29 protein-coding genes and 1 pseudogene are annotated in these 19,509 nt (G+C 62.8%); 10 read left to right on the top strand and 20 right to left on the bottom strand.

From position 1 onward, the window contains the following. Window positions 1–48 precede the first annotated feature (48 nt). The 7 genes and pseudogenes from AC1RNN_RS16735 to AC1RNN_RS16705 all read left to right on the top strand — a co-directional run bounded on the left by AC1RNN_RS16735 (window position 49) and on the right by AC1RNN_RS16705 (window position 5,887). Window positions 49–942, top strand: a complete 894-nt coding sequence (locus AC1RNN_RS16735) for an ABC transporter permease (RefSeq protein ID WP_493090373.1) — start codon at window positions 49–51, stop codon at window positions 940–942. Then, window positions 939–1,736: an ABC transporter permease gene (locus tag AC1RNN_RS16730; RefSeq protein ID WP_493090371.1), complete on the top strand. Its 798-nt coding sequence runs from the start codon at window positions 939–941 to the stop codon at window positions 1,734–1,736. Before AC1RNN_RS16735 ends, AC1RNN_RS16730 begins: the two co-directional genes overlap by 4 nt. A gap of 19 nt (window positions 1,737–1,755) precedes the next feature. Beyond that, window positions 1,756–2,814, top strand: coding sequence for an ABC transporter ATP-binding protein (locus AC1RNN_RS16725; protein WP_493090369.1), 1,059 nt, complete (start codon window positions 1,756–1,758; stop codon window positions 2,812–2,814). A 16-nt stretch (window positions 2,815–2,830) separates the two neighbouring features. Next, window positions 2,831–3,159, top strand: a pseudogene (locus AC1RNN_RS16720) (DMT family transporter). A gap of 78 nt (window positions 3,160–3,237) precedes the next feature. Next, entirely contained in the window at window positions 3,238–4,284 is a 1,047-nt protein-coding gene (gene mgrA, locus AC1RNN_RS16715; protein ID WP_493090367.1) for an L-glyceraldehyde 3-phosphate reductase, read from the top strand. Window positions 4,285–4,297: 13 nt separating this feature from the next. Further along, window positions 4,298–4,987 (top strand): helix-turn-helix domain-containing protein, encoded by a 690-nt coding sequence (locus tag AC1RNN_RS16710; protein WP_493090365.1) that lies wholly within the window; start codon window positions 4,298–4,300, stop codon window positions 4,985–4,987. A 63-nt stretch (window positions 4,988–5,050) separates the two neighbouring features. After that, entirely contained in the window at window positions 5,051–5,887 is an 837-nt protein-coding gene (locus AC1RNN_RS16705) for a DMT family transporter (RefSeq protein ID WP_493090363.1), read from the top strand. A 59-nt stretch (window positions 5,888–5,946) separates the two neighbouring features. On the opposite strand, the gene ptsP is transcribed toward AC1RNN_RS16705, so the two are convergent. From ptsP to AC1RNN_RS16675, 6 genes are all read right to left on the bottom strand, one after another. Further along, window positions 5,947–7,734 carry a phosphoenolpyruvate--protein phosphotransferase gene (gene ptsP / locus AC1RNN_RS16700; protein ID WP_493090362.1) on the bottom strand — a complete coding sequence of 596 codons (1,788 nt, stop codon included), beginning with the start codon at window positions 7,732–7,734 and terminating at the stop codon, window positions 5,947–5,949. A 114-nt stretch (window positions 7,735–7,848) separates the two neighbouring features. Beyond that, window positions 7,849–8,118 carry an HPr family phosphocarrier protein gene (locus tag AC1RNN_RS16695; protein WP_493090360.1) on the bottom strand — a complete coding sequence of 90 codons (270 nt, stop codon included), beginning with the start codon at window positions 8,116–8,118 and terminating at the stop codon, window positions 7,849–7,851. Further along, a complete protein-coding gene (locus AC1RNN_RS16690) occupies window positions 8,087–8,533 on the bottom strand; it encodes a PTS sugar transporter subunit IIA (protein ID WP_493090358.1) in 447 nt (148 codons plus the stop codon). Before AC1RNN_RS16690 ends, AC1RNN_RS16695 begins: the two co-directional genes overlap by 32 nt. A gap of 24 nt (window positions 8,534–8,557) precedes the next feature. Next, window positions 8,558–9,787, bottom strand: a complete 1,230-nt coding sequence (locus tag AC1RNN_RS16685; protein ID WP_493090356.1) for an MFS transporter — start codon at window positions 9,785–9,787, stop codon at window positions 8,558–8,560. Next, window positions 9,784–10,311 carry a hypothetical protein gene (locus AC1RNN_RS16680; protein ID WP_493090354.1) on the bottom strand — a complete coding sequence of 176 codons (528 nt, stop codon included), beginning with the start codon at window positions 10,309–10,311 and terminating at the stop codon, window positions 9,784–9,786. The genes AC1RNN_RS16685 and AC1RNN_RS16680 overlap by 4 nt, the downstream gene beginning before the upstream one ends. After that, window positions 10,308–11,012, bottom strand: coding sequence for a DUF4197 domain-containing protein (locus AC1RNN_RS16675; protein WP_493090353.1), 705 nt, complete (start codon window positions 11,010–11,012; stop codon window positions 10,308–10,310). Before AC1RNN_RS16675 ends, AC1RNN_RS16680 begins: the two co-directional genes overlap by 4 nt. Window positions 11,013–11,027: 15 nt before the next feature. Here AC1RNN_RS16675 and AC1RNN_RS16670 point away from each other — a divergent pair, with 15 nt between their 5' ends. Continuing rightward, on the top strand, window positions 11,028–11,525 hold the full coding sequence (locus AC1RNN_RS16670; RefSeq protein ID WP_493090351.1) for a TlpA family protein disulfide reductase: 498 nt from the start codon (window positions 11,028–11,030) through the stop codon (window positions 11,523–11,525). Window positions 11,526–11,543: 18 nt separating this feature from the next. On the opposite strand, the gene AC1RNN_RS16665 is transcribed toward AC1RNN_RS16670, so the two are convergent. Beyond that, a complete protein-coding gene (locus tag AC1RNN_RS16665) occupies window positions 11,544–11,996 on the bottom strand; it encodes a c-type cytochrome (RefSeq protein WP_493090350.1) in 453 nt (150 codons plus the stop codon). Window positions 11,997–12,173: 177 nt separating this feature from the next. Between AC1RNN_RS16665 and AC1RNN_RS16660 the strand changes: the two genes are divergently transcribed. Next, window positions 12,174–12,836, top strand: a complete 663-nt coding sequence (locus AC1RNN_RS16660; protein WP_493090348.1) for a cytochrome b/b6 domain-containing protein — start codon at window positions 12,174–12,176, stop codon at window positions 12,834–12,836. Window positions 12,837–12,860: 24 nt separating this feature from the next. Further along, the gene (locus tag AC1RNN_RS16655) at window positions 12,861–13,343 is read left to right on the top strand and encodes a GNAT family N-acetyltransferase (protein ID WP_493090346.1); all 483 of its coding nucleotides are present in this window, start codon (window positions 12,861–12,863) and stop codon (window positions 13,341–13,343) included. Window positions 13,344–13,363: 20 nt separating this feature from the next. Here the strand turns inward: AC1RNN_RS16655 and AC1RNN_RS16650 are convergent, their stop codons facing one another. The 13 genes from AC1RNN_RS16650 to AC1RNN_RS16590 all read right to left on the bottom strand — a co-directional run. Further along, entirely contained in the window at window positions 13,364–13,870 is a 507-nt protein-coding gene (locus AC1RNN_RS16650) for a peroxiredoxin (RefSeq protein WP_493090344.1), read from the bottom strand. A gap of 113 nt (window positions 13,871–13,983) precedes the next feature. After that, window positions 13,984–14,253, bottom strand: a complete 270-nt coding sequence (gene rpsQ / locus AC1RNN_RS16645; RefSeq protein ID WP_493090342.1) for a 30S ribosomal protein S17 — start codon at window positions 14,251–14,253, stop codon at window positions 13,984–13,986. Window positions 14,254–14,263: 10 nt separating this feature from the next. Beyond that, on the bottom strand, window positions 14,264–14,473 hold the full coding sequence (gene rpmC / locus AC1RNN_RS16640; protein WP_294770322.1) for a 50S ribosomal protein L29: 210 nt from the start codon (window positions 14,471–14,473) through the stop codon (window positions 14,264–14,266). A 16-nt stretch (window positions 14,474–14,489) separates the two neighbouring features. After that, window positions 14,490–14,906 carry a 50S ribosomal protein L16 gene (gene rplP, locus AC1RNN_RS16635; RefSeq protein ID WP_068836220.1) on the bottom strand — a complete coding sequence of 139 codons (417 nt, stop codon included), beginning with the start codon at window positions 14,904–14,906 and terminating at the stop codon, window positions 14,490–14,492. Window positions 14,907–14,908: 2 nt separating this feature from the next. Further along, complete coding sequence (gene rpsC / locus AC1RNN_RS16630; RefSeq protein WP_493090340.1) at window positions 14,909–15,793, bottom strand: 30S ribosomal protein S3; 885 nt, start codon at window positions 15,791–15,793, stop codon at window positions 14,909–14,911. 16 nt (window positions 15,794–15,809) lie between these two features. Further along, the gene (gene rplV / locus AC1RNN_RS16625; protein ID WP_075585605.1) at window positions 15,810–16,139 is read right to left on the bottom strand and encodes a 50S ribosomal protein L22; all 330 of its coding nucleotides are present in this window, start codon (window positions 16,137–16,139) and stop codon (window positions 15,810–15,812) included. A gap of 9 nt (window positions 16,140–16,148) precedes the next feature. Then, a complete protein-coding gene (rpsS, locus tag AC1RNN_RS16620; RefSeq protein ID WP_294770333.1) occupies window positions 16,149–16,427 on the bottom strand; it encodes a 30S ribosomal protein S19 in 279 nt (92 codons plus the stop codon). An 11-nt stretch (window positions 16,428–16,438) separates the two neighbouring features. Then, complete coding sequence (gene rplB / locus AC1RNN_RS16615; RefSeq protein WP_294770334.1) at window positions 16,439–17,263, bottom strand: 50S ribosomal protein L2; 825 nt, start codon at window positions 17,261–17,263, stop codon at window positions 16,439–16,441. 2 nt (window positions 17,264–17,265) lie between these two features. Continuing rightward, entirely contained in the window at window positions 17,266–17,592 is a 327-nt protein-coding gene (gene rplW / locus AC1RNN_RS16610; protein WP_294770336.1) for a 50S ribosomal protein L23, read from the bottom strand. Further along, on the bottom strand, window positions 17,589–18,209 hold the full coding sequence (gene rplD / locus AC1RNN_RS16605; RefSeq protein WP_493090336.1) for a 50S ribosomal protein L4: 621 nt from the start codon (window positions 18,207–18,209) through the stop codon (window positions 17,589–17,591). Before rplD ends, rplW begins: the two co-directional genes overlap by 4 nt. Continuing rightward, window positions 18,209–18,883: a 50S ribosomal protein L3 gene (gene rplC / locus AC1RNN_RS16600; protein ID WP_493090335.1), complete on the bottom strand. Its 675-nt coding sequence runs from the start codon at window positions 18,881–18,883 to the stop codon at window positions 18,209–18,211. The genes rplD and rplC overlap by 1 nt, the downstream gene beginning before the upstream one ends. A gap of 195 nt (window positions 18,884–19,078) precedes the next feature. After that, entirely contained in the window at window positions 19,079–19,393 is a 315-nt protein-coding gene (rpsJ, locus tag AC1RNN_RS16595) for a 30S ribosomal protein S10 (RefSeq protein WP_086919619.1), read from the bottom strand. A 23-nt stretch (window positions 19,394–19,416) separates the two neighbouring features. Then, a partial coding sequence (locus tag AC1RNN_RS16590; protein WP_020653549.1) for an EF-Tu C-terminal domain-related protein occupies window positions 19,417–19,509 on the bottom strand: 93 nt, incomplete at its 5' end.

Raw genomic sequence — 19,509 nt, 5'->3', positions numbered from 1 at the left:
CGCGGTCCTGCCCGATTTTGTTTGGTAACGCTTCTGTCGGATCTGCCCATGCCTGTCGCCCCACCTGCCACCCAAGCGCCGCCTGCGGCCGCCGCCAAACTGGCCTCGTTCAACCTGCTGGGCGTGCTGCCCTTCATGCTGTTTGCGCTGCTGTTCCTCATCCTGCCCACGGCCTACCTGATGATCGGCGCCTTCCAGGACGCCCAGGGCCACTTCACCCTCGCCAACGTGCGTGGGCTGATGGAGCCCAATGTGCTGGAGGCCTACTGGATCAGCTTCAAGATCAGCGCAACGTCCGCCTTGGGTGGTGGCCTGCTGGGTTTTGTGCTGGCCTGGGCCGCCGTGATGGGCAAGCTGCCCACATGGATACGCCCAACCCTGATGACGTTTTCCGGCGTGGCATCCAACTTTGCGGGCGTGCCACTGGCCTTTGCCTTTCTGTCCACGCTGGGGCGCATGGGACTGGTCACGGTACTGCTGCGCACCTACTTTGACATCAACCTCTACGCCACCGGCTTCAGCATCCTCAGCTTTGTCGGGCTGGCCATCACCTACCTCTACTTCCAGATTCCGCTCATGGTGCTGATCGTGACCCCGGCCCTGGAAGGCCTGAAGAAGGAGTGGCGTGAGGCCTGCGACTGCCTGGGCGGTACGGCCTTCCACTATTGGCGCTACGTGGCCTTGCCGGTGCTCTGGCCCAGCATGGTGGGCGCCATGCTGCTGCTGTTCGCCAATGCTTTCGGTGCAGTTGCCACGGCCTACGCGCTTACGGGCAGCTCGCTCAACATCGTGCCCATCCTCCTGTACGCGCAGATTCGCGGTGACGTGCTGCACAACCCCAACCTGGGCTACGCCATGGCGCTGGGCATGATCGTGATCACCGGTCTGGCCAACGCCGGCTACATGGTCCTGCGCAGCAAGACCGAAAGGAGCCGCGCATGAACCGCCAGTCCCACCAGTCCCGTCTGGGTGCCTGGATCGCCATGGCCATCGGTGCCAGCTACTTCCTGATCCCGCTCATTGCTACCTTCGAATTCAGCCTGCGCATGCGGCGCGGCGAATACAGCTTCGATGCCTACCGCGTGGTGTTTGCCGACCCGCAGTTCCAGACCACCTTTGGCTACTCCGTCATGATGGCCATCGTCACCATCCTGGTGGGCGTGTTGCTGGTGGTGCCCACGGCCTACTGGGTGCATCTGCGCATGCCCAAGCTGCGCCCGCTGGTGGAATTCATCACGCTGCTGCCCCTGGTCATCCCGGCCATCGTGATCGTCTACGGCTACCTGCGCATGTACAACAGCAGCTCCATCATCCCGCTCACCGGCAGCGATCGGGCGACTGACTTTCTGCTGATGTGCAGCTATGTCACGCTCGCACTGCCGTATATGTACCGCTCGGTGGACACCGGGCTGCGCACCATCGACATCCGCACGCTCACCGAGGCCGCCGAAGTGCTGGGCGCCAACACCGCCACCATCCTGTTCAAGGTGATTTTTCCCAACATCACCTCGGCCATCCTGTCCGGCGCCTTCCTCACCTTTGCCGTGGTCATCGGCGAGTTCACCATGGCCAGCCTGCTGGACCGCCCGGCCTTTGGCCCCTACCTGCAGCTCATCGGCGCCAACCGCGCCTATGAGCCCTCCGCGCTGGCCGTGATTGCCTTCCTGCTGACCTGGGCCTCCATGGGCCTGATCCAGGTCTTCGGCCGCAATTCCGCAGCACGTACCCAAAAATAATTTTTACGAGAACTCCGACATGGCTTTCCTGGAAATCTCCCAGCTGCAAAAACACTTCGGCACCCAAACCGCCGTCAAAGACTTTTCCATCTCCATCGAGAAGGGCGAGTTCATCACCTTCCTGGGCCCCTCGGGCTGCGGCAAGACCACCATCCTGCGCATGCTGGCGGGCTTCGAGTCGCCCTCCCAGGGGCGCATCGTGTTCGATGGACAAGACGTGACCCGGCTGCGCACCAGCCAGCGCAATGTGGGCATGGTGTTCCAGTCCTACGCGCTGTTCCCCAACATGACCGTGGCGCAGAACATCGGCTTCGGCCTGAAAGTGGCCAAGGTGCCGCAGGAGCAGATCGACGCGCGCGTGCAAGAAATGCTGGCCCTTATCAAACTGGAGAAGCTGGCGGACCGCTACCCCTGGCAGATGTCGGGCGGCCAGCAACAACGTGTGGCCCTGGCCCGCGCGATTGCCAACAAGCCCAAGGTGCTGCTGCTCGACGAACCCCTGTCGGCACTGGACGCCAAGATCCGCATCTCGCTGCGCGAAGAAATCCGCACGCTGCAGCGGGCCCTCAACATCACCACCGTATTCGTCACGCATGACCAGGAAGAGGCCTTGTCCATTTCGGACCGCATCGTGGTGCTCAACGAAGGCGGTGTGGAGCAAACCGGTACGCCATCAGAGATTTACAACTTCCCACGCACGCGTTTTGTGGCCTCGTTCATCGGCACGCTGAACCAGGTGCACGCCACCGTGGCCGATGTGCAGGCCGGTACCCTGCGCGTGGGCGAACAGACCCTGACCAGCAGCCACCCCCTGACCGGCTTGCAAGCGGGCCAGTCCTGCATGCTGGCCCTGCGCCCCGAGGCCGTGAGTCTGGCGGCGCCCGAAGCCGGCAAGAACAACCTGCAGGTGGTGGTAGACGACGTGAGCTTTCTGGGCTCCATCGTGCGCATCCGCACGCGCACCGGCGACCAGGTGGTGTCACTCGATGTGTTCAATGACCCCCACCGCCAGCTGCCGCAACGCGGTACGCCGGTGAACCTGAGCTTCGCGCACGAGAATCTGCTGGTGCTGCAGTAAGCAGCGGGCGCCCTGCATGAACTGGCTGTACCTGGCGATGGCGATCGCCTGTGAGGTGGTGGCCACCTCGGCCCTCAAGGCCACGGAAGGCTTCACACGTTGGCAACCGTCGGCACTGGTGGTGGTGGGCTACGGGCTGGCCTTTTTCTTTCTGTCCCTCACGCTGCGCAGCATTCCGGTGGGCATTGCCTATGCGATCTGGGCCGGGGCCGGCGTGGTGTTGGTGTCCATCGCTGGCTGGTTGCTGTACCAGCAGGCACTCGATGCGGCCGCCATCCTTGGTATCGGCCTCATCGTGGCCGGGTGCTGGTCATCAACCTGTTTTCCAAGGTGGTGGTGCACTGAAACCCTGCGCCTGCTGGCGCGCCCAAAAAAGGCCACAATGCTGCACTTTGTTGTTCCACCTTTTTTGTGAAGCGCACCATGTACCACGCTGCCTCTGACCGTTACGATGGACGTGTCCCCTACCGCACCTGCGGTAAAAGCGGCCTCAAACTCCCCGCTGTCTCGCTGGGCCTGTGGCACAACTTCGGCGACGCCACGCCCTTCCAGACCCAGCGCGACATGTTGCGCACCGCCTTTGACCTGGGCATCACCCACTTCGACCTGGCCAACAACTATGGCCCACCCTACGGCAGCGCCGAGACCAACTTTGGCGAGCACCTGAAGCGCGACTTCATGCCCTACCGCGATGAGCTGATCATCTCCAGCAAGGCCGGCTACGACATGTGGCCCGGCCCTTATGGACAGGGCGGTGGCTCGCGCAAATACGTGCTCGCCAGCCTGGACCAGAGCTTGAAGCGCATGGGCCTGGACTACGTGGACATCTTCTACAGCCACCGCTTCGACCCCGACACCCCGCTGGAAGAAACCATGGGCGCGCTGGCCACGGCCGTGCAGCAAGGCAAGGCGCTGTATGCCGGCATCAGCAGCTACTCGGGCACCAAGACGCGCGAGGCCGCCGCCATCCTTAAGAGCATGGGCGTGCCCATGCTGATCCACCAGCCTTCCTACAGCTTGATGAACCGCTGGATCGAGGAAGACCTGCTGGACGCCTTGGATGAGACTGGCATGGGCTGCATCGCCTTCAGCGCGCTGGCCCAGGGTCTGCTCACCAACAAGTACCTCAACGGCGTGCCGGCCGACGCCCGCATCAACCGCCCCGGCGGCGGCTCCTTCAAGCAGGACCACCTGAGCGAGCAGAACCTCAAGCACGTGCGCGCGCTCAACGAGATCGCCCAGGCGCGCGGCCAGAGTCTGGCGCAGATGGCCACCGCCTGGGTCCTGCGCGACGCGCGCGTCACTTCCGCCCTGATCGGCGCGAGCAAGCCCGAGCAGATCGTGGACCTGGTGGGTGCGATGAAGAACTTGAGCTTCACCCAGGCCGAGCTGGACACCATCGACGGCCACGCCGTGGACGGTGGCATCAACTTGTGGAAGCGCCCCTCCACCGACCAGCGCCTGGCCTGAGACCCTGCCGACCATGCACGCCGCCCATGGCTCCCTGTCGCTGCGCCAGTACGGCCCGTCACCGGGCAGCCATGCGCACGACCATTTCCAGATCCTGCTGGGCCTGGACGGCACGCTGGAGCTGGAGGTGCAAGGCTGCGGTCGGCGCATTGCCGCGGGCGGCGGCTGCGTGATCGCGCCGGGCGAGCGGCATGACTTCGAGGCCGACGGCAGCGCCCGCTGCCTGGTGTTGGACACGGCGCAAGCCGACTGGGCAGATGCAGTGGGCGCACCCGTACAACCCGCCATCGCCTTGGCCTTGGCGCGCTACCTGCAGCTGGCCCTGACCCGCGAAGACAGCCTGGCCCAGCACTACGGCCCGCTCCTGTTGCTGGACTGCTGGCGCACGCCGCAATCTGCCCCCGCGCGCAGCCAGCGCCGCATTGACTGGCACGGCCTGACCCAGTGGTGCGAACGCCAGTTGCACACGCCGCTGACCGTGGCCGATCTGGCGCAGCAGGTGTTTTTGAGCAGTTCCCAATTCGCCGTGCGCTGCCAGCAGGAAACCGGCATGCGCCCCATGCAGTGGCTGCGCGACCTGCGCCTGCAGCGCGCCCGCGCCCTGCGCGCCCAAGGCCTGGGCCTGGCGGAAGTTGCGCGGCGCTGCGGCTACCAGTCGGCCTCGGCCATGGCGGCGGCCCTGCGCCAGCACGCGCCACACTGAAACCGGGGTTGCGCGACAGCGCACCGGCGTTTCGCACCATCGCCAGCGGCTAAGCTGGCGGCCATGCAAGCCCTCCTACTCGCCCTCGCCGCCATTGCCCTGTGGGGCTCCCTCGCCCCGCTGGGCGTCTCGCTGGCCCATGTGCCACCCTTTCTGCTCACCGGCTGCGGACTGCTCATCGGCAGTCTGATCGGGCTGGTGCTTTCCAAGGGCCGGCTGCAACAGTGGAAGGTGCCGGCCCCTACGCTGGCAATGGGGGTGTACGGGCTGTTCGGCTTCCACTTTCTTCTGTTCATTGCGCTGCGCCACGCACCGCCCGTGCAGGCCAACCTGGTGAACTACCTGTGGCCGCTGGGCATTGTGCTGATGGCGCCACTCTTCCTGCCCGGCATGCGCCTGCATGGGCTGCACATTGCTGCAGCCCTGCTTGGCTTTGCCGGCGCGGCGCTGGCCATCGTGGGCGGACGTGATCTGCAGGGCGGCTTTGCCTGGGGCTACATCCCCGCGCTGGGCTCTGCATTTATTTGGGCCAGCTATTCGCTGCTGACGCGGCGCGTGCCGGCCTTCCCCAGCGCGGCGATTGGCCTGTTCGGTCTGGTGTCGGGCCTGCTGTCCCTGCTGTGCCACGCGCTGCTGGAAAGCCCGGTGGACCTGAATGCGCACGACTGGGCGCTGCTGGTGGCCATGGGTCTGGGCCCGCTGGGCGGTGCCTTCTACCTGTGGGACGCGGCGCTCAAGCGCGGTGATGCGCGGCAGATCGGTGTGCTGTCTTTCCTCACGCCGCTGCTGTCCACGCTGGCCTTGCTGTCGCTGCGCGGGGAGTGGCCCAGCATGTCGGTGGTGCTGGCGGCGGCCATGATCATTGGCGCGGCGGTACTGGGTTCACGCGCCGGCAAATAGCCAGTTTACAAGAAACCAAGTGCTAGCCCCCGCAGACAGTGCGCGAGTAGCTCCGTTTTTTATAGCGGCATGGGGCGACTGCTGAGTTCTTCGCCGGGCTCTTCGGCGTCGCACACGCCCTGCGCCCAGGCCTCCAGCTTGCCGGTGTCGGCGCGCAAGATCTCCTGCTTCACCGCAAGGATCTGCGCCGGGTGCATGGAGAAGCTGCGCAGGCCCAGGCCCAGCAGCAGGCGCGTCATGCTCACGTCGCCGGCCATCTCGCCGCACACGCTCACGTCCTTGCCCTGGGCGCGGCCCTCGGCAATGGTGTCGGCCACCAGGCGCAGCACGGCGGGATGCATGGGGTCGTACAGATGCGCCACCGACTCGTCGGCCCGGTCGATCGCCAGCGTGTACTGGATCAGGTCGTTGGTGCCGATGGAGAGGAAATCGAAGTACTTGAGAAAGAGGCGCAAGCTCAGCGCCGCAGCCGGAATCTCGATCATCGCGCCGAGCTGGATGGGGCCGTAGGCCACGCCGCGGCGGTCCAGCTGGGCACGCGCCTTCTCGATGTGCGCAATCGTCTGCTTGATCTCACTGGCGTGCGCCAGCATGGGAATGAGCATGCGCACCTTGCCGTGCGCAGCGGCGCGCAGGATGGCACGCAACTGGGTCAGGAACATGGCCGGATCGGCCAGGCTCCAGCGGATGGCGCGCAGGCCCAGCGCGGGGTTCAGGTGGGCGTTGTCGCGCACCGAATCGTCCAGTGGCTTGTCGGCGCCCACGTCCACCGTGCGGATGGTGACGGGCAGGCCCTGCATGCCTTCCACCGCCCGCTTGTAGGCCTGGTACTGCTCTTCCTCATCCGGCAGACGCCCCTGGCGACCCATGAAGAGAAACTCGCTGCGGAACAGGCCCACGCCCAGCGCACCGGCCTTGAGTGCGCCCGGCGCGTCGTCGGGCGACTCGATATTGGCCAGCAGCTGCACCTTCTGGTCGTCCATGGTGATGGCAGGGGTGTGCAAGAGGCGCTGCAGGCGACCGCGCTCCAGCTCGCCCTGGCGCTGCTTAAAACCGTACTCGGCCAGGATGATGGGCGAGGGGTCGACGATGATCACGCCGGCGTCGCCGTCGATGATGACCCAGTCGTCCTGGCGCACCAGCTGGCTGCAGGTGCGCGCGCCCACCACGGCAGGGATGTCCATGCTGCGCGCCACGATGGCGGTGTGCGAGGTCTTGCCGCCCACATCGGTGATGAAGCCCGCAAACACGCTTTGCTTGAACTGCAGCATGTCGGCCGGCGAGAGGTCGTGCGCGATCAGCACCAGCGGCACGTCCACCGTGTCGTCCAGCAGCAGGTCCTGCTGCGAGGTTTTGCGCCCGCCGCGCTGCACCGGCTGCACCATGGGCGAGGCAGCGCCTTTCATGGCGCGCAGAATGCGCTCGCAGATCTGCTCCATGTCCGCCTTGCGCTCGCGCAGGTAGGCGTCTTCCATTTCGTCGAAATGGCGGGCAATGATTTCGAGCTGCGTGGTCAGCGCCCACTCGGCGTTGTAGAGGCGCTCGGTGATCCAGTGCTTGACGCCGGCCACCAGCTCCTCGTCCTGCAGCAGCAGCAAGTGCACATCGAGCAGGGCCGAGAGTTCATGTGGCGCCTCCTTGGGGCCCATGCGCGTGATGCTCTCCTGCAGGCGGTGAATCTCTTCCACCACCGCGTCACGCCCCGCACGCACCCGGTCAATCTCGGCCAGCACCTCATCCGGCTTGATGAAGTAATGCGCCACATCCACGCGACTGGACGCCACCAGCACCGCACGCCCGATGGCAATGCCGCGCGAGACCGCCAAACCGTGGATCGAGAAGGTCATGCGGGCACCACCTGCATGACCTGCTGGCGTGAGCGCCGCCGGGCCGCCCCAAGGCGCGAGGGTCCCCCAGGGGGGCAGCGACCCGCGCAGCGGTGGAGCGTGGGGGCCAACAACTTATTCGCCCTCGCCGAACTTGTCGCTGATCAGGGCGAGCAACGCATCCATGGCTTCCTGCTCCCGGTCGCCACTGGTCTCCAGCGTCACCTCCGAGCCAATGCCGGCAGCCAACATCATGACGCCCATGATGCTCTTGGCGTTCACGCGGCGGTCGCCGCGCGCCATCCAGACTTCGCAGGGAAAGCTGCCAGCCAGCTTGGTGAGCTTGGCGGAGGCGCGGGCGTGCAAGCCGAGCTTATTGACTATGGTCGTGTTGGTGCTGATCATGGGCTTTTCGATGTTGATTTTGAGGTGCCGTCACGGCCACCTGCATGATGCACTGGGCGCCCCCCGCCAACGCGCGGGGGACCAGCATGTCCAGGGCCTCATGGCGATAGTTCACGGTACGCAGCAGCATGGGCAGGTTTACCCCTGCCACCAGCTTGGTGTTGATGCCATCCACCACCTTCTGCGCCACATTGCAAGGCGTGGCCCCGAACACATCCGTCAGCACCAGCGCCTGCGGCGTGCCCAGCTGGGTCAGCAGCGCACGCGCAGCCGCGCGGGTCAGTTCGGGGTTTTCATTGGCCGCCACATCCAGAGCCAGCACCCCTGTCGCGGCATCCGGGTACACATGCAACGCGGCGCTGCGCAGGGCGCTGGCCAGCGGTGCATGGGCAATGATGAGGATGCCGGTGTTCATGGGGTACAGCGAAGTGGGCTTTGATTATGGCGCCTTTGCCCGCAGGAAATACAGATAGGCCGCGACACAGCACAGACCATAGACGCCAAATGCCGCCTGGTAGGCCGGCACCTCGGCCAGGCCCAGCGCCCGGAAGCCGTCCAGCAGCAGGCCAATGCCCCACTGCACAGCAAACACGCCGCTGAAGATAACCAGGTTGTAGGCCGACAGCGCGCGCCCAGCCAGCGCGGACGGGAAGGCCATGCCCACCGCCGGTTGCGCCAGTGCACAGACCGTGCAGCTCACCGCAATCAAGGCAAATAGCACTGTAGCCCCCGTGGAAATTGCGCCACCAGCTAGCAAAAGAATAGCAAACAGCACGAAGTTCAAGGGCAGGCCCAGCGCAATCAGGCGCGTGGCGGTATGGCCCTTGCGCGCCAGCCAGGGGTTGGCCCATCCCCACAGCAGGTAGGCCACCAGCATGGACACATTGAGCCAGAACAACCCCGTGGCCGCCTGCAGCGAGGTGTAGCCCGCCACCTTCACCATCCAAGGCCCGGCCCACAGCGTTTGCAGGGCGACCAGCCCGCCGTAGTTGAAGAAGCCCAACGGCGCCAGCTTGCGGAAGTAGGGGTGGCACCAGACCTCGCGGTAGCTGGCCAGCACGCCTTCCTGCTCAGGCCCCTGCGCCGGGGCGGCATCGGTGTGCCAGGCTGGCGACTGCCAGGCGATGGCAAACATGGACACCGCTACCAGCACACCCAGCAACACGAAAATTCCGCGCCAGCCCACCAGCGGCATCAGCCACTGCACCGGCAGGGTGGACGCCACCATGCCCAGCGCCCCCACCATCAGCATCCAAGAGTTGGCGCGCATCTGCTGCTCGGGCGCGTACCAACGGCGGTAACCGGTCAGGGGCGCCATGAGGCAGGCACTCACGCCGGCACCACACAGCACGCGCGCCGCCAGCAGGCCCCAGAAGCTCTGCGCCAGCGCAAAGGCCAGGCAGCCCACCAGAGCCACGGCCAGGAACATCAGCTCCACCCGCTTCGGGCCCAGGCGGTCCAGCCAGCGCCCCAGCGGCAGCTGGGTAGCCGAGAAGCCCAGAAAGTAACCACCGGCCAGCAGGCCCAGATCGCGCGCATGCAGACTGAACTCCTGCACCAGCGTGGGCGCCAGCGTCGCGGTGATGGCGCGGATCAGGGCCGACAGAAAGTAGGCCAGCGCAAAGGCGCTGAACACGAGGACCGCTTTGCGGGCAGGCAGCAGGCTCATGGAAGGGAGATGTCGCTGAAGAAAGGCTCGATCTGTTCCGGCCGCAGCTGGTCGGCATAGACCGCAAGGTGGTAGATATCGCTGCCCTGCACCAGCCAGCCCAAATGGGCCTGCACCACCCCGCCTTGCGGGCGCTGCCCGTTGGCAGCCAGCCAGGAGGCGGTGGCCACACCGGGCGCCGCCGCAAGCGTGGGCACGGGCAAAGCGCGGGTGCTTTCCGGTGCGGCCTGCAAGGCGGCCAACGCCGACGCCCGCCAGGCCGCCAGCACGCCCGGCACGGCGGTGGCATCGCCCACCTGGGCGCGGCTGATGGCAAACAGCGCACTATCCGCCTCGCAGCCCTGCATTTCCAACGCCACGGCACGGCCTGCCAGCGTAACCTCCCGCTGGGCCTTGTCCGGTTTGCAAGGGAGGGAAAAACGCAGTCCGCCCAGCGCTATCTGGCGCCAGTTCAACGCCGGGCTGCAGGCCGTCAGAAGCAGTAGTAGCGCCATCAGGCGCATAAGTGCGTAGCGTGCGCTCACTTGAGCGCGCCGAAAACCTTGGTCAGGATGGAGCTGCCATAGGCCACGGGGTTCTGGCGGATCTTCTTTTCCTCTTCGGAAATCATGAAGAACAGGCCATCCAGCGCCTTGCCGGTGACGTACTGCTGGATGTTGGCGTCTTCCTTTTTCATCAGCCCCACTTCAGACGCCTTGCCGGCGAGCTGGTTGTACTTGTCAGCCAGGCCCACTTTTTCAGTAGCTTTGGTGACGATGGGTAGAAACTTCACGCCCAGCGGGCTGCGCGTTTTTTCGGCAAAGAACTGGGTCACCGCCGTATCGCCGCCGCCCAGAATCGTCTTGGCGTCGTTCACCGTCATGCCCTGTACCGTCTTGACCAGCAGATCCTTGGCCATGGGCACAGCCGCTTCGGCGCCCCGGTTCATGGAGGTGATGAGCTCGTCCACCTTGGCCCCCTGGCCAAAGGTGCGCAGCAGCTTGGCCGCATCTTCCAGATATCCGGGCAAAGGAATGCGAACTTTTTCGTTGCCGAGGAATCCATCCTGCACACCGAGAATCCCGACTGCGGCCAAGGCGCCCTTCTCCAGCGCAGTTTTCAGCCCCTTCGAGGCGTCTGCGTTGCTCAGGTCGGCCAGGCTCAGCGCATGGGCGGGGTGCAGGGATGCAGCAGTCCACAGGGCTGCAGCGGTTATGGAGAAGGAATTAAACTGTCGGCGGTCCATGGGGAATACCTATTCATGAAAAAACACATTGTCGTTGCCAGCATCGTAGCGGGTGTCGCGCTCGCCGCAGGCGCAGCCTTGCTGACGCAGCGCAATGCGGCCCCCGAGTCCACCTTCGTGCTGCTGGACGGCACCCGCAAGGCCAGCGCCGAGCTCAAGGGCAAGGTCACGCTGGTGAACTTCTGGGCCACCAGCTGCGTGACCTGTGTTGCCGAGATGCCCAAGCTGGTCTCCACCTTCGAGAAGTACAAGTCCCAAGGCTACGGAACTGTCGCTGTGGCCATGGCCTACGACCCGCCCAGCTACGTGGTGAACTTCGCCGAAACCCGCAAGCTTCCCTTTGAGGTGGCCATTGACAACACTGGCGCCGTGGCCAATGCCTGGGGCGAGGTGGGCATCACCCCGACCAGCTACTTGGTGAACAAGCGCGGCGAGATCGTCAAGCGCTATGTGGGCGAACCCAATCTGCAGGAGTTGCACCAGCTCATCGAAACCCTGCTCAAGGAATCCTGAGCAGGGGTGCTCCGTACCTCAGGAGCGGAAGGCGTCATGGCAGGTCTTGCAGGCACCGCCTACTGCCCCCACTGCAGCCTTGATGCTGTCCAGATTGCCGGTCTTGGCAGCGGCGTTGAGCTTGGCCATTTCAGCCTGCATCTTTTCCGCGTACTCACCGAACTTAGCCTTGTCAGCCCAAATCTCGGCCTTGGCCTTGGTGGGCGCGCCCTTGTCCGTCCCCTCACCAAAGGCGGCCCAGGGCAGCTTGCTCATGTAGGCGGCCACTTCGGCGCTTTCCGCAGCCACCTTCGCATCGAAAGGCGCCCGACCAGCCGCCATGGTAGCAACGCGGGCGAAGTTCTGCTGCATCACGAACAGCGCGCTCTGGCGGTATTTGATGGCGTCTTCGGGCTTGGCAAACTGGGCCAAGGCCGGCAAAGAAGCGGTGAGGGCGGCACTGCACAGGATCAGGGAGATGCTTTTCTTCATGGGACATCCTCTTTGGGTTGGTAAGGGCAGACCGTAGTTTGAACGCCCCGCAGGGTTTTGGTTCTGCCGGATGACGGAGCCTAGGGTAAACACCAAGCCCATCCTGTTGTCGCAGCTCGGTGATACATTGCGCGTTCGCACCGCCACGGCGGTGCCTGGTTTCGCAAGGAGCGCGCAATGCAAACAACCCGTGTGTGGGACCTGCCCACCCGCCTGTTCCACTGGCTGCTGGCAGCAGCAGTGATCGGGCTGGTACTGACGGGGCAGATCGGAGGCAGCTGGATGGAGTGGCACTTTCGCCTGGGCTACAGCGTGCTCACCCTCCTGTTGTTCCGCTTGGTTTGGGGTTTTGTGGGCGGCTACTGGTCGCGCTTTGCCACTTTTTTTTACAGCCCGGTCACCGTCTGGCGTTACCTGCGGGGCGAAGGCAAACCCGAGCATGGCGTGGGCCACAACCCGCTGGGCTTTCTCTCCGTGCTGGGGCTCCTAGGCTTTACGGCGCTGCAGGTTGCGGCAGGCCTCTTCAGCGACGACGAGATTGCCAACAACGGGCCACTCTCCAAGTTCGCCAGTGGCGACTGGGTGAGCCGCGCCACCGATTACCACACCAAGGTCGGCAAATTCATCTTGCTGGCCTTGGTCATACTGCACATCGTGGCCATCGTGGTCTACAAGATAAAGAAGGGCCAGAACCTCGTGGCCCCCATGGTCCATGGAGACAAGCAAACTGAAACCGGCATTACCCATGCACGCGACACCGCAGGGACGCGCCTGCTGGCACTGGTGCTGCTGCTGGGCTGTGCCGGAAGCGTGGCGGCTTTGTTGCGATGGGCCGCCTGAACCATGGATTCAGCTTCCCCCCTTATGGAGACTCCCGAACTGTCCGTCCCTGCGTCTGCGGCCGAACTGGATGCTGTTCGCACCCTCTTCCAGGAATATGCGGCCCAGTTGGGCGTGGATCTGTGCTTTCAAAACTTCGCGCAGGAGTTGCGCGATCTGCCCGGGGAGTACGCCATCCCTCGCGGGGCCCTGCTGCTGGCGTGCGTGGACGGTGCATTTGCAGGCTGCTGTGCGCTGCGCCCGCTGGACACAGCGGACTATCCGAATGCGGCCGAGATGAAACGTCTTTATGTCCGCCCAGCCTACCGGGGACTGGGACTGGGCCGTTTACTGGCCGAAGGAATTCTGGATGCCGCACGTCAAGGCGGCTATGACTGCGTATTGCTCGACACGCTGGACGATATGGAGGCCGCGCGGGCGCTCTATGAGGAGCTGGGTTTTGAAGAAATACCGCCCTACTACTTCAACCCGATCGCCGGGGCGCACTACCTCAAAGCCACGCTCTGAGGTAGGCGCCCGCGGGGTGCTTAGCCTTTGGCTTGGGCCAGCAGCGTGCCAGCGTCGCTCACTTCGAACTTGCCAGGGCCTTCCACGTTGAGGGAAACCACCTTGCCATCCTTGACGAGCATGGAATAACGGTTGCTGCGCAGGCCCATGCCCTTGCTGGTGAGGTCCAGCGTCAGACCGGTAGCCTGGGCAAAGGCAGCGCTGCCATCGGCCAGCATGCGCACCTTGCCGGCGGTCTTCTGGTCACGTGCCCAGGCGCCCATCACAAAAGCGTCGTTCACGCTCACACACCAGATTTCGTCCACACCGGCAGCCTGAAAGGCGGCGGCTTGTTCCACATAGCCAGGCACATGCTTGGCCGAGCAAGTGGGAGTGAAGGCGCCAGGCAGGGCGAACAGCGCAATGGTCTTGCCGGCTGTGGCCTTGCTGACATCCACGGGATTGGGGCCGATGCTGCAACCCTCGCCTTCCACTTCCGAATATTCCATCAGAGTGGCCGATGGCAGGGTGTCTCCGACTTTGATCATGTGTGCTCCTATCAATGAAAAGAAAGTGCTGCCCCGCAAGGGTGGGCACCAATGAAAACGGCCCACATTGTGGGCCGTTTTGGGGTCACGTGCAGTACGCGAAGCGCAAAGGCTTAGACTGCAGCAGCCTTTTCCACCAAGCGGGTCGCAACCCAGTTCTTGGTCTTGGAAATCGGCTTGCTCTCGGTGATTTCGATGATGTCGCCCATGTGGTACTCGCCCTTTTCGTCATGGGCGTGGTACTTGCTGGACTTGGCAACGATCTTGCCGTAGAGCTCGTGCTTAACGCGGCGTTCGATCAGCACAGTGACTGTCTTGGCACGCTTGTCGCTGACCACCTTGCCAATCAAGGTGCGCTTGAGGGATTTTTTAGCTTCCGTCATTTATCGCTCCTTATTTGGCGGACTTTTCAGCGCTTTGCTTCTCGACAAGAATGGTCTTGGCGCGAGCAATATCGCGGCGAGCAGTACGCAGCGTAGCGGTGTTATTGAGTTGTTGCGTGGCTTTTTGCATACGCAGGCCAAAGTGGGCTTTTTGCAGCGCTTTGACTTCGGTTTGCAGGCCAGCAACGTCTTTTTGGCGCAGTTCAGCAGCTTTCGTCATATCGATTTCTCCTGAATTACTGGCCGATCATGCGGCTGACAAAGGTCGTACGCAGCGGCAGCTTGGCAGCGGCCAGACGGAAAGCTTCGCGAGCGAGTTCTTCGGGCACGCCGACGATTTCGAACACGATCTTGCCGGGCTGAATTTCAGCCACGTAGTACTCGGGGTTGCCCTTGCCGTTACCCATACGCACTTCAGCAGGCTTTTGGGAAATCGGTTTGTCGGGGAACACGCGGATCCAGATACGGCCGCCACGCTTGACGTGACGGGAAATGGCACGACGTGCAGCCTCGATCTGGCGAGCCGTCAGGCGGCCGCGATCGGTACACTTCAGACCGAAATCACCAAACGCCACCGAGCTGCCTCGGGTAGCGACGCCGGTGTTACGGCCTTTTTGCTCTTTGCGGTATTTCCGGCGAGCGGGTTGCAACATGGTTATTCTCCTTTACCGTCAGCTGCTGCAGCTGGCGCGGCGACTTTGCGAACGCGCTTAACGGCGGGTTTAGCGTCAGCACCAAGTGCTTCAGCGGGTTTGTCGCTGCCATCAGCGGGGGCGCCAGCGGCACCGGCAGGACGGCGTGCACCGCGGGGGGCCGCAGGACGGTCACCAGCAGGGCGGCCATCACGGCGGGGACCGCGAGGGCGGCGCTCTTCTTCGGCACGGGGCTCAACAGCAGCCGGCAGGTCGTTACGACCCAGCGTGTCACCCTTGTAGACCCAGACCTTCACGCCGATCACACCGTATGTGGTCTTGGCTTCGGAAGTACCGTAATCGATGTCAGCGCGCAGGGTGTGCAGGGGCACACGGCCTTCGCGGTACCACTCGGTACGAGCAATTTCAATACCGTTCAGACGACCAGACGACATGATCTTGATGCCCAGGGCGCCCAAACGCATGGCGTTTTGCATGGCGCGCTTCATGGCACGGCGGAACATGATGCGCTTTTCGAGCTGCTGGGTGATGCTGTCAGCGATCAGCTTGGCATCGATTTCGGGCTTGCGCACTTCTTCGATGTTCACTGCCACTGGCACGCCCAGTTGCTTGCCCAGGTCACGCTTGAGGTTTTCGATGTCTTCGCCCTTCTTGCCGATCACCACTCCCGGACGAGCCGAGAAAATGGTGATACGTGCGTTCTTCGCAGGACGCTCGATCAGGATGCGGGAAACCGAAGCGCTCTTGAGCTTGGTCTTCAGGTATTCACGCACCTTGATGTCTTCGGCCAACATGCCCGCGAAATCGCGGTTGCTGGCATACCAGCGCGAAGACCAGTTACGGCTGATCGCCAGGCGAAAGCCGGTTGGGTGGATTTTTTGTCCCATATCTTCCTGGCCTCTATCAGTTACCGACCGTCACGTACACATGGCACGTGGGCTTGCGGATTTGGTTGCCACGGCCCTTGGCGCGGGCAGTGAAGCGACGCAGGGAAGCGCCTTGCTCGACGTAGATGGTCTTGACCTTCAGTTCGTCGATGTCAGCACCATCGTTGTGCTCAGCATTGGCAATGGCAGATTCCAGAACCTTCTTGATGATCACGGCAGCTTTTTTCTGCGTGAACTGGAGAATGTTCAGAGCCTGGTCAACTTTTTTGCCGCGGATCAGATCCGCGACCAGACGGCCTTTGTCAACAGACAGACGGACGCCACGAAGGGTTGCACGAGTTTCCATGGTGCCTCCTTATTTCTTCTGGACTTTTTTGTCCGCAGGATGGCCCTTGAAAGTACGGGTCAGAGCGAACTCACCCAACTTGTGGCCAACCATTTGGTCGGTGATGTAGACAGGGACGTGCTGCTTGCCGTTGTGCACGGCGATCGTCAGACCGATGAACTCGGGCAGGATCATGGAGCGACGCGACCAGGTCTTGATCGGCTTCTTGTCCTTGGTAGCCACGGCCTTTTCGGTCTTGGCAACCAAGTGGTGGTCTACAAAGGGACCTTTTTTCAGTGAACGAGTCATTTACCTACCCCTTACTTCTTGCGACGCGACACGATCATGACCTGCGTGCGCTTGTTGTTACGGGTACGGTAACCCTTGGTCAGATTACCCCAAGGATCGACTGCATGACGGCCTTCGCCGGTCTTGCCTTCACCACCGCCGTGGGGGTGATCAACCGGGTTCATCACCACACCGCGAACGGTCGGGCGAATACCCATCCAACGCTTCACACCGGCCTTGCCCAGTTGGCGCAGGCTGTGTTCTTCGTTGGCAACCTGGCCAATGGTGGCGCGGCAGTCAATGTGGATCTTGCGCACTTCGCCAGAACGCACACGCACCTGAGCGTATGTGCCTTCACGAGCCAGCAGTGTGGCAGAGGTACCGGCAGAGCGGATGATCTGCGCACCCTTGCCCACTTGCAATTCCACGCAGTGGATGATGGAACCCACGGGAATGTTGCGGATAGGCAGCGTGTTGCCCACGCGGATGGGGGCTTCGGAACCATTCTGGATGGTTGCGCCGACTTCCAGACCACGGGGAGCAATGATGTACTTGCGTTCGCCGTCGGCGTAGCACACCAGAGCGATGTGCGCGGAACGGTTCGGGTCGTACTCAATGCGTTCAACCTTGGCGGGGATGCCGTCTTTGTTGCGCACGAAGTCCACCACACGGTAGTGGTGCTTGTGACCACCGCCCTTGTGACGGGTGGTGATGTGGCCGTTGTTGTTACGACCGGCTTGCTGGAACTGGGGTTCGAGCAGAGCGGCGTGAGGCGCACCCTTGTACAGGTGGTCACGCGAGACCTTCACCACGCCACGACGGCCTGGGGAAGTGGGTTTCATTTTAATGACAGCCATGATTACGCAGCCTCCCCACCGAGGTTCAGCTCTTGACCGGGCTTCAGCGTCACATAGGCCTTGCGAACGTTGTCGCGACGGCCGACGGACTTGCCAAAACGCTTGGTCTTGCCTTTGGTGTTCACCACAGAAACGCCCTTGACCTCGACCTTGAACATCAGTTCAACAGCGGCCTTGATCTCGTACTTGGTGGCGTCTTGCAGCACTTTGAAAGTCACGGCATTGCTCTTCTCGGCAACCAGGGTGGCCTTTTCGGACACGATGGGAGCGACGAGCACTTGCATCAGACGACCTTCGTCAAATTTGGTCAGATTGGGACCGTGGCTCATGCGAACATCTCCTTGAGTGTGTCCATGGCAGCCTTTGTCACCAGCACCTTGCGGTAGTGGACCAGCGACAGGGGATCCGCATAACGGGGTTCCACCACCAGAACGTTCATCAGGTTGCGGGAAGCCAGGTACAGGTTCTCGTCCACTTCGTCAGCGATCACCAACACGGATTCCAAGTTCATGGCCTTGAACTTCGCAGCCAGAGCCTTGGTCTTGGGGGACTCAACCGTCAGGGACTCCACCACCGCCAGGCGGCCTTCGCGGGCCAGCTGGGACAGGATGGAAGCCATACCGGCGCGGTACATCTTCTTGTTGATCTTCTGACCGAAGTTTTCATCGGGCATGTTCGGGAAGATGCGACCGCCGCCACGCCACAGGGGCGAGGAGGTCATACCAGCGCGAGCGCGGCCGGTGCCCTTTTGCTTGAAAGGCTTCTTGGTGCTGTGCTTGACCTGTTCACGGTCCTTTTGGGCACGGGTACCTTGGCGGGCGTTGGCCTGGAAGGCCACGACCACCTGGTGCACCAGATCTTCGTTGTATTCACGACCGAAAACGGTATCGGGAGCTTCCACCTTGGAAGCGGCCTGACCTTGGTCATTCAGGAGTTCGAGCTGCATCAGTTCGCTCCTTTTGCTGCTTTGGCCTTGACGGCGGGACGGACCGAAACAAAACCGCCGGCTGCACCGGGGATTGCACCCTTGATCAGCAGCAGTTGACGTGCTTCGTCGATACGGATCACGTCGAGGTTTTGGGTGGTCTTGGTGACATCGCCCAGATGGCCTGTCATGCGCTTGCCGGGGAACACGCGACCGGGGTCTTGTGCCATACCGATAGAGCCGGGCACATTGTGCGAGCGGCTATTACCGTGGGAGGCGCGTTGCGACGCCATGTTGTGGCGCTTGATGGTACCGGCGTAGCCCTTACCGATGGAGGTGCCTTGCACGTCCACTTTTTGGCCCACGGCGAACACATCACCCACGGGCACGGTGGCGCCAGCTGCGTACTTGGCAGCGGCATCAGCGGTCACGCGGAATTCCTGAATGATTTCACCGGCTTCAACACCCGCCTTGGCGAGGTGGCCGGCGACGGGCTTGGTCACGCGCGAAGCTTTGCGCGAACCGAATGTCACCTGCAGGGCGACATAGCCGTCGTTCTCTTGGGTTTTGACCTGTGTCACACGGTTGTTGGACACGTCGACCACGGTGACGGGAACTGCGTCCCCATCGTCCGTGAACAGACGCATCATGCCAACTTTGCGACCCAGCAACCCTAAGTGATTGCTAAGACTCATTGTTTTCTCCGTAACTTCCACCGCTGCAACTTCAATTGGCAACAGCGTTTTTGCGTGGAAGACTGTTAATAAAACCCCATGCACGACCCAAAGGCCATACGCGGAGCCGACGAGTATACCGCGAGCCCGTGAAGAACACAAGCCCCAACCCACCCGTCAAAAAAGGACTCCGGCTTGCGCCGGAGTCTCTTGTGCTTATTGCAGCTTGATTTCGACGTCCACGCCAGCGGGCAGATCGAGCTTCATCAGAGCGTCAACAGTTTTGTCCGTGGGGTCGACGATGTCCATCAGACGCTGGTGCGTACGGATTTCAAACTGGTCGCGACTGGACTTGTTCACGTGGGGTGAACGCAGAATGTCGAAACGCTTCATGCGGGTCGGCAGGGGCACGGGGCCCTTGACGATCGCGCCGGTACGCTTGGCGGTATCAACGATTTCAGCAGCTGATTGGTCGATCAGCTTGTAGTCGAACGCCTTCAGGCGGATACGGATTTTTTGCTTGGCAGCCATGGTAATTCCTTCAGTGTCGCGAATTACGCAATGATCTTGGCAACCACGCCAGCGCCCACGGTACGACCACCTTCGCGGATAGCGAAGCGCAGACCTTCTTCCATGGCGATGGGGTT

It is taken from the genome of Rhodoferax sp. GW822-FHT02D07 (assembly GCF_058802405.1).
Note: the sequence above shows the minus strand (reverse complement) of the source record. Positions and strands in the feature narration are given on the sequence as shown.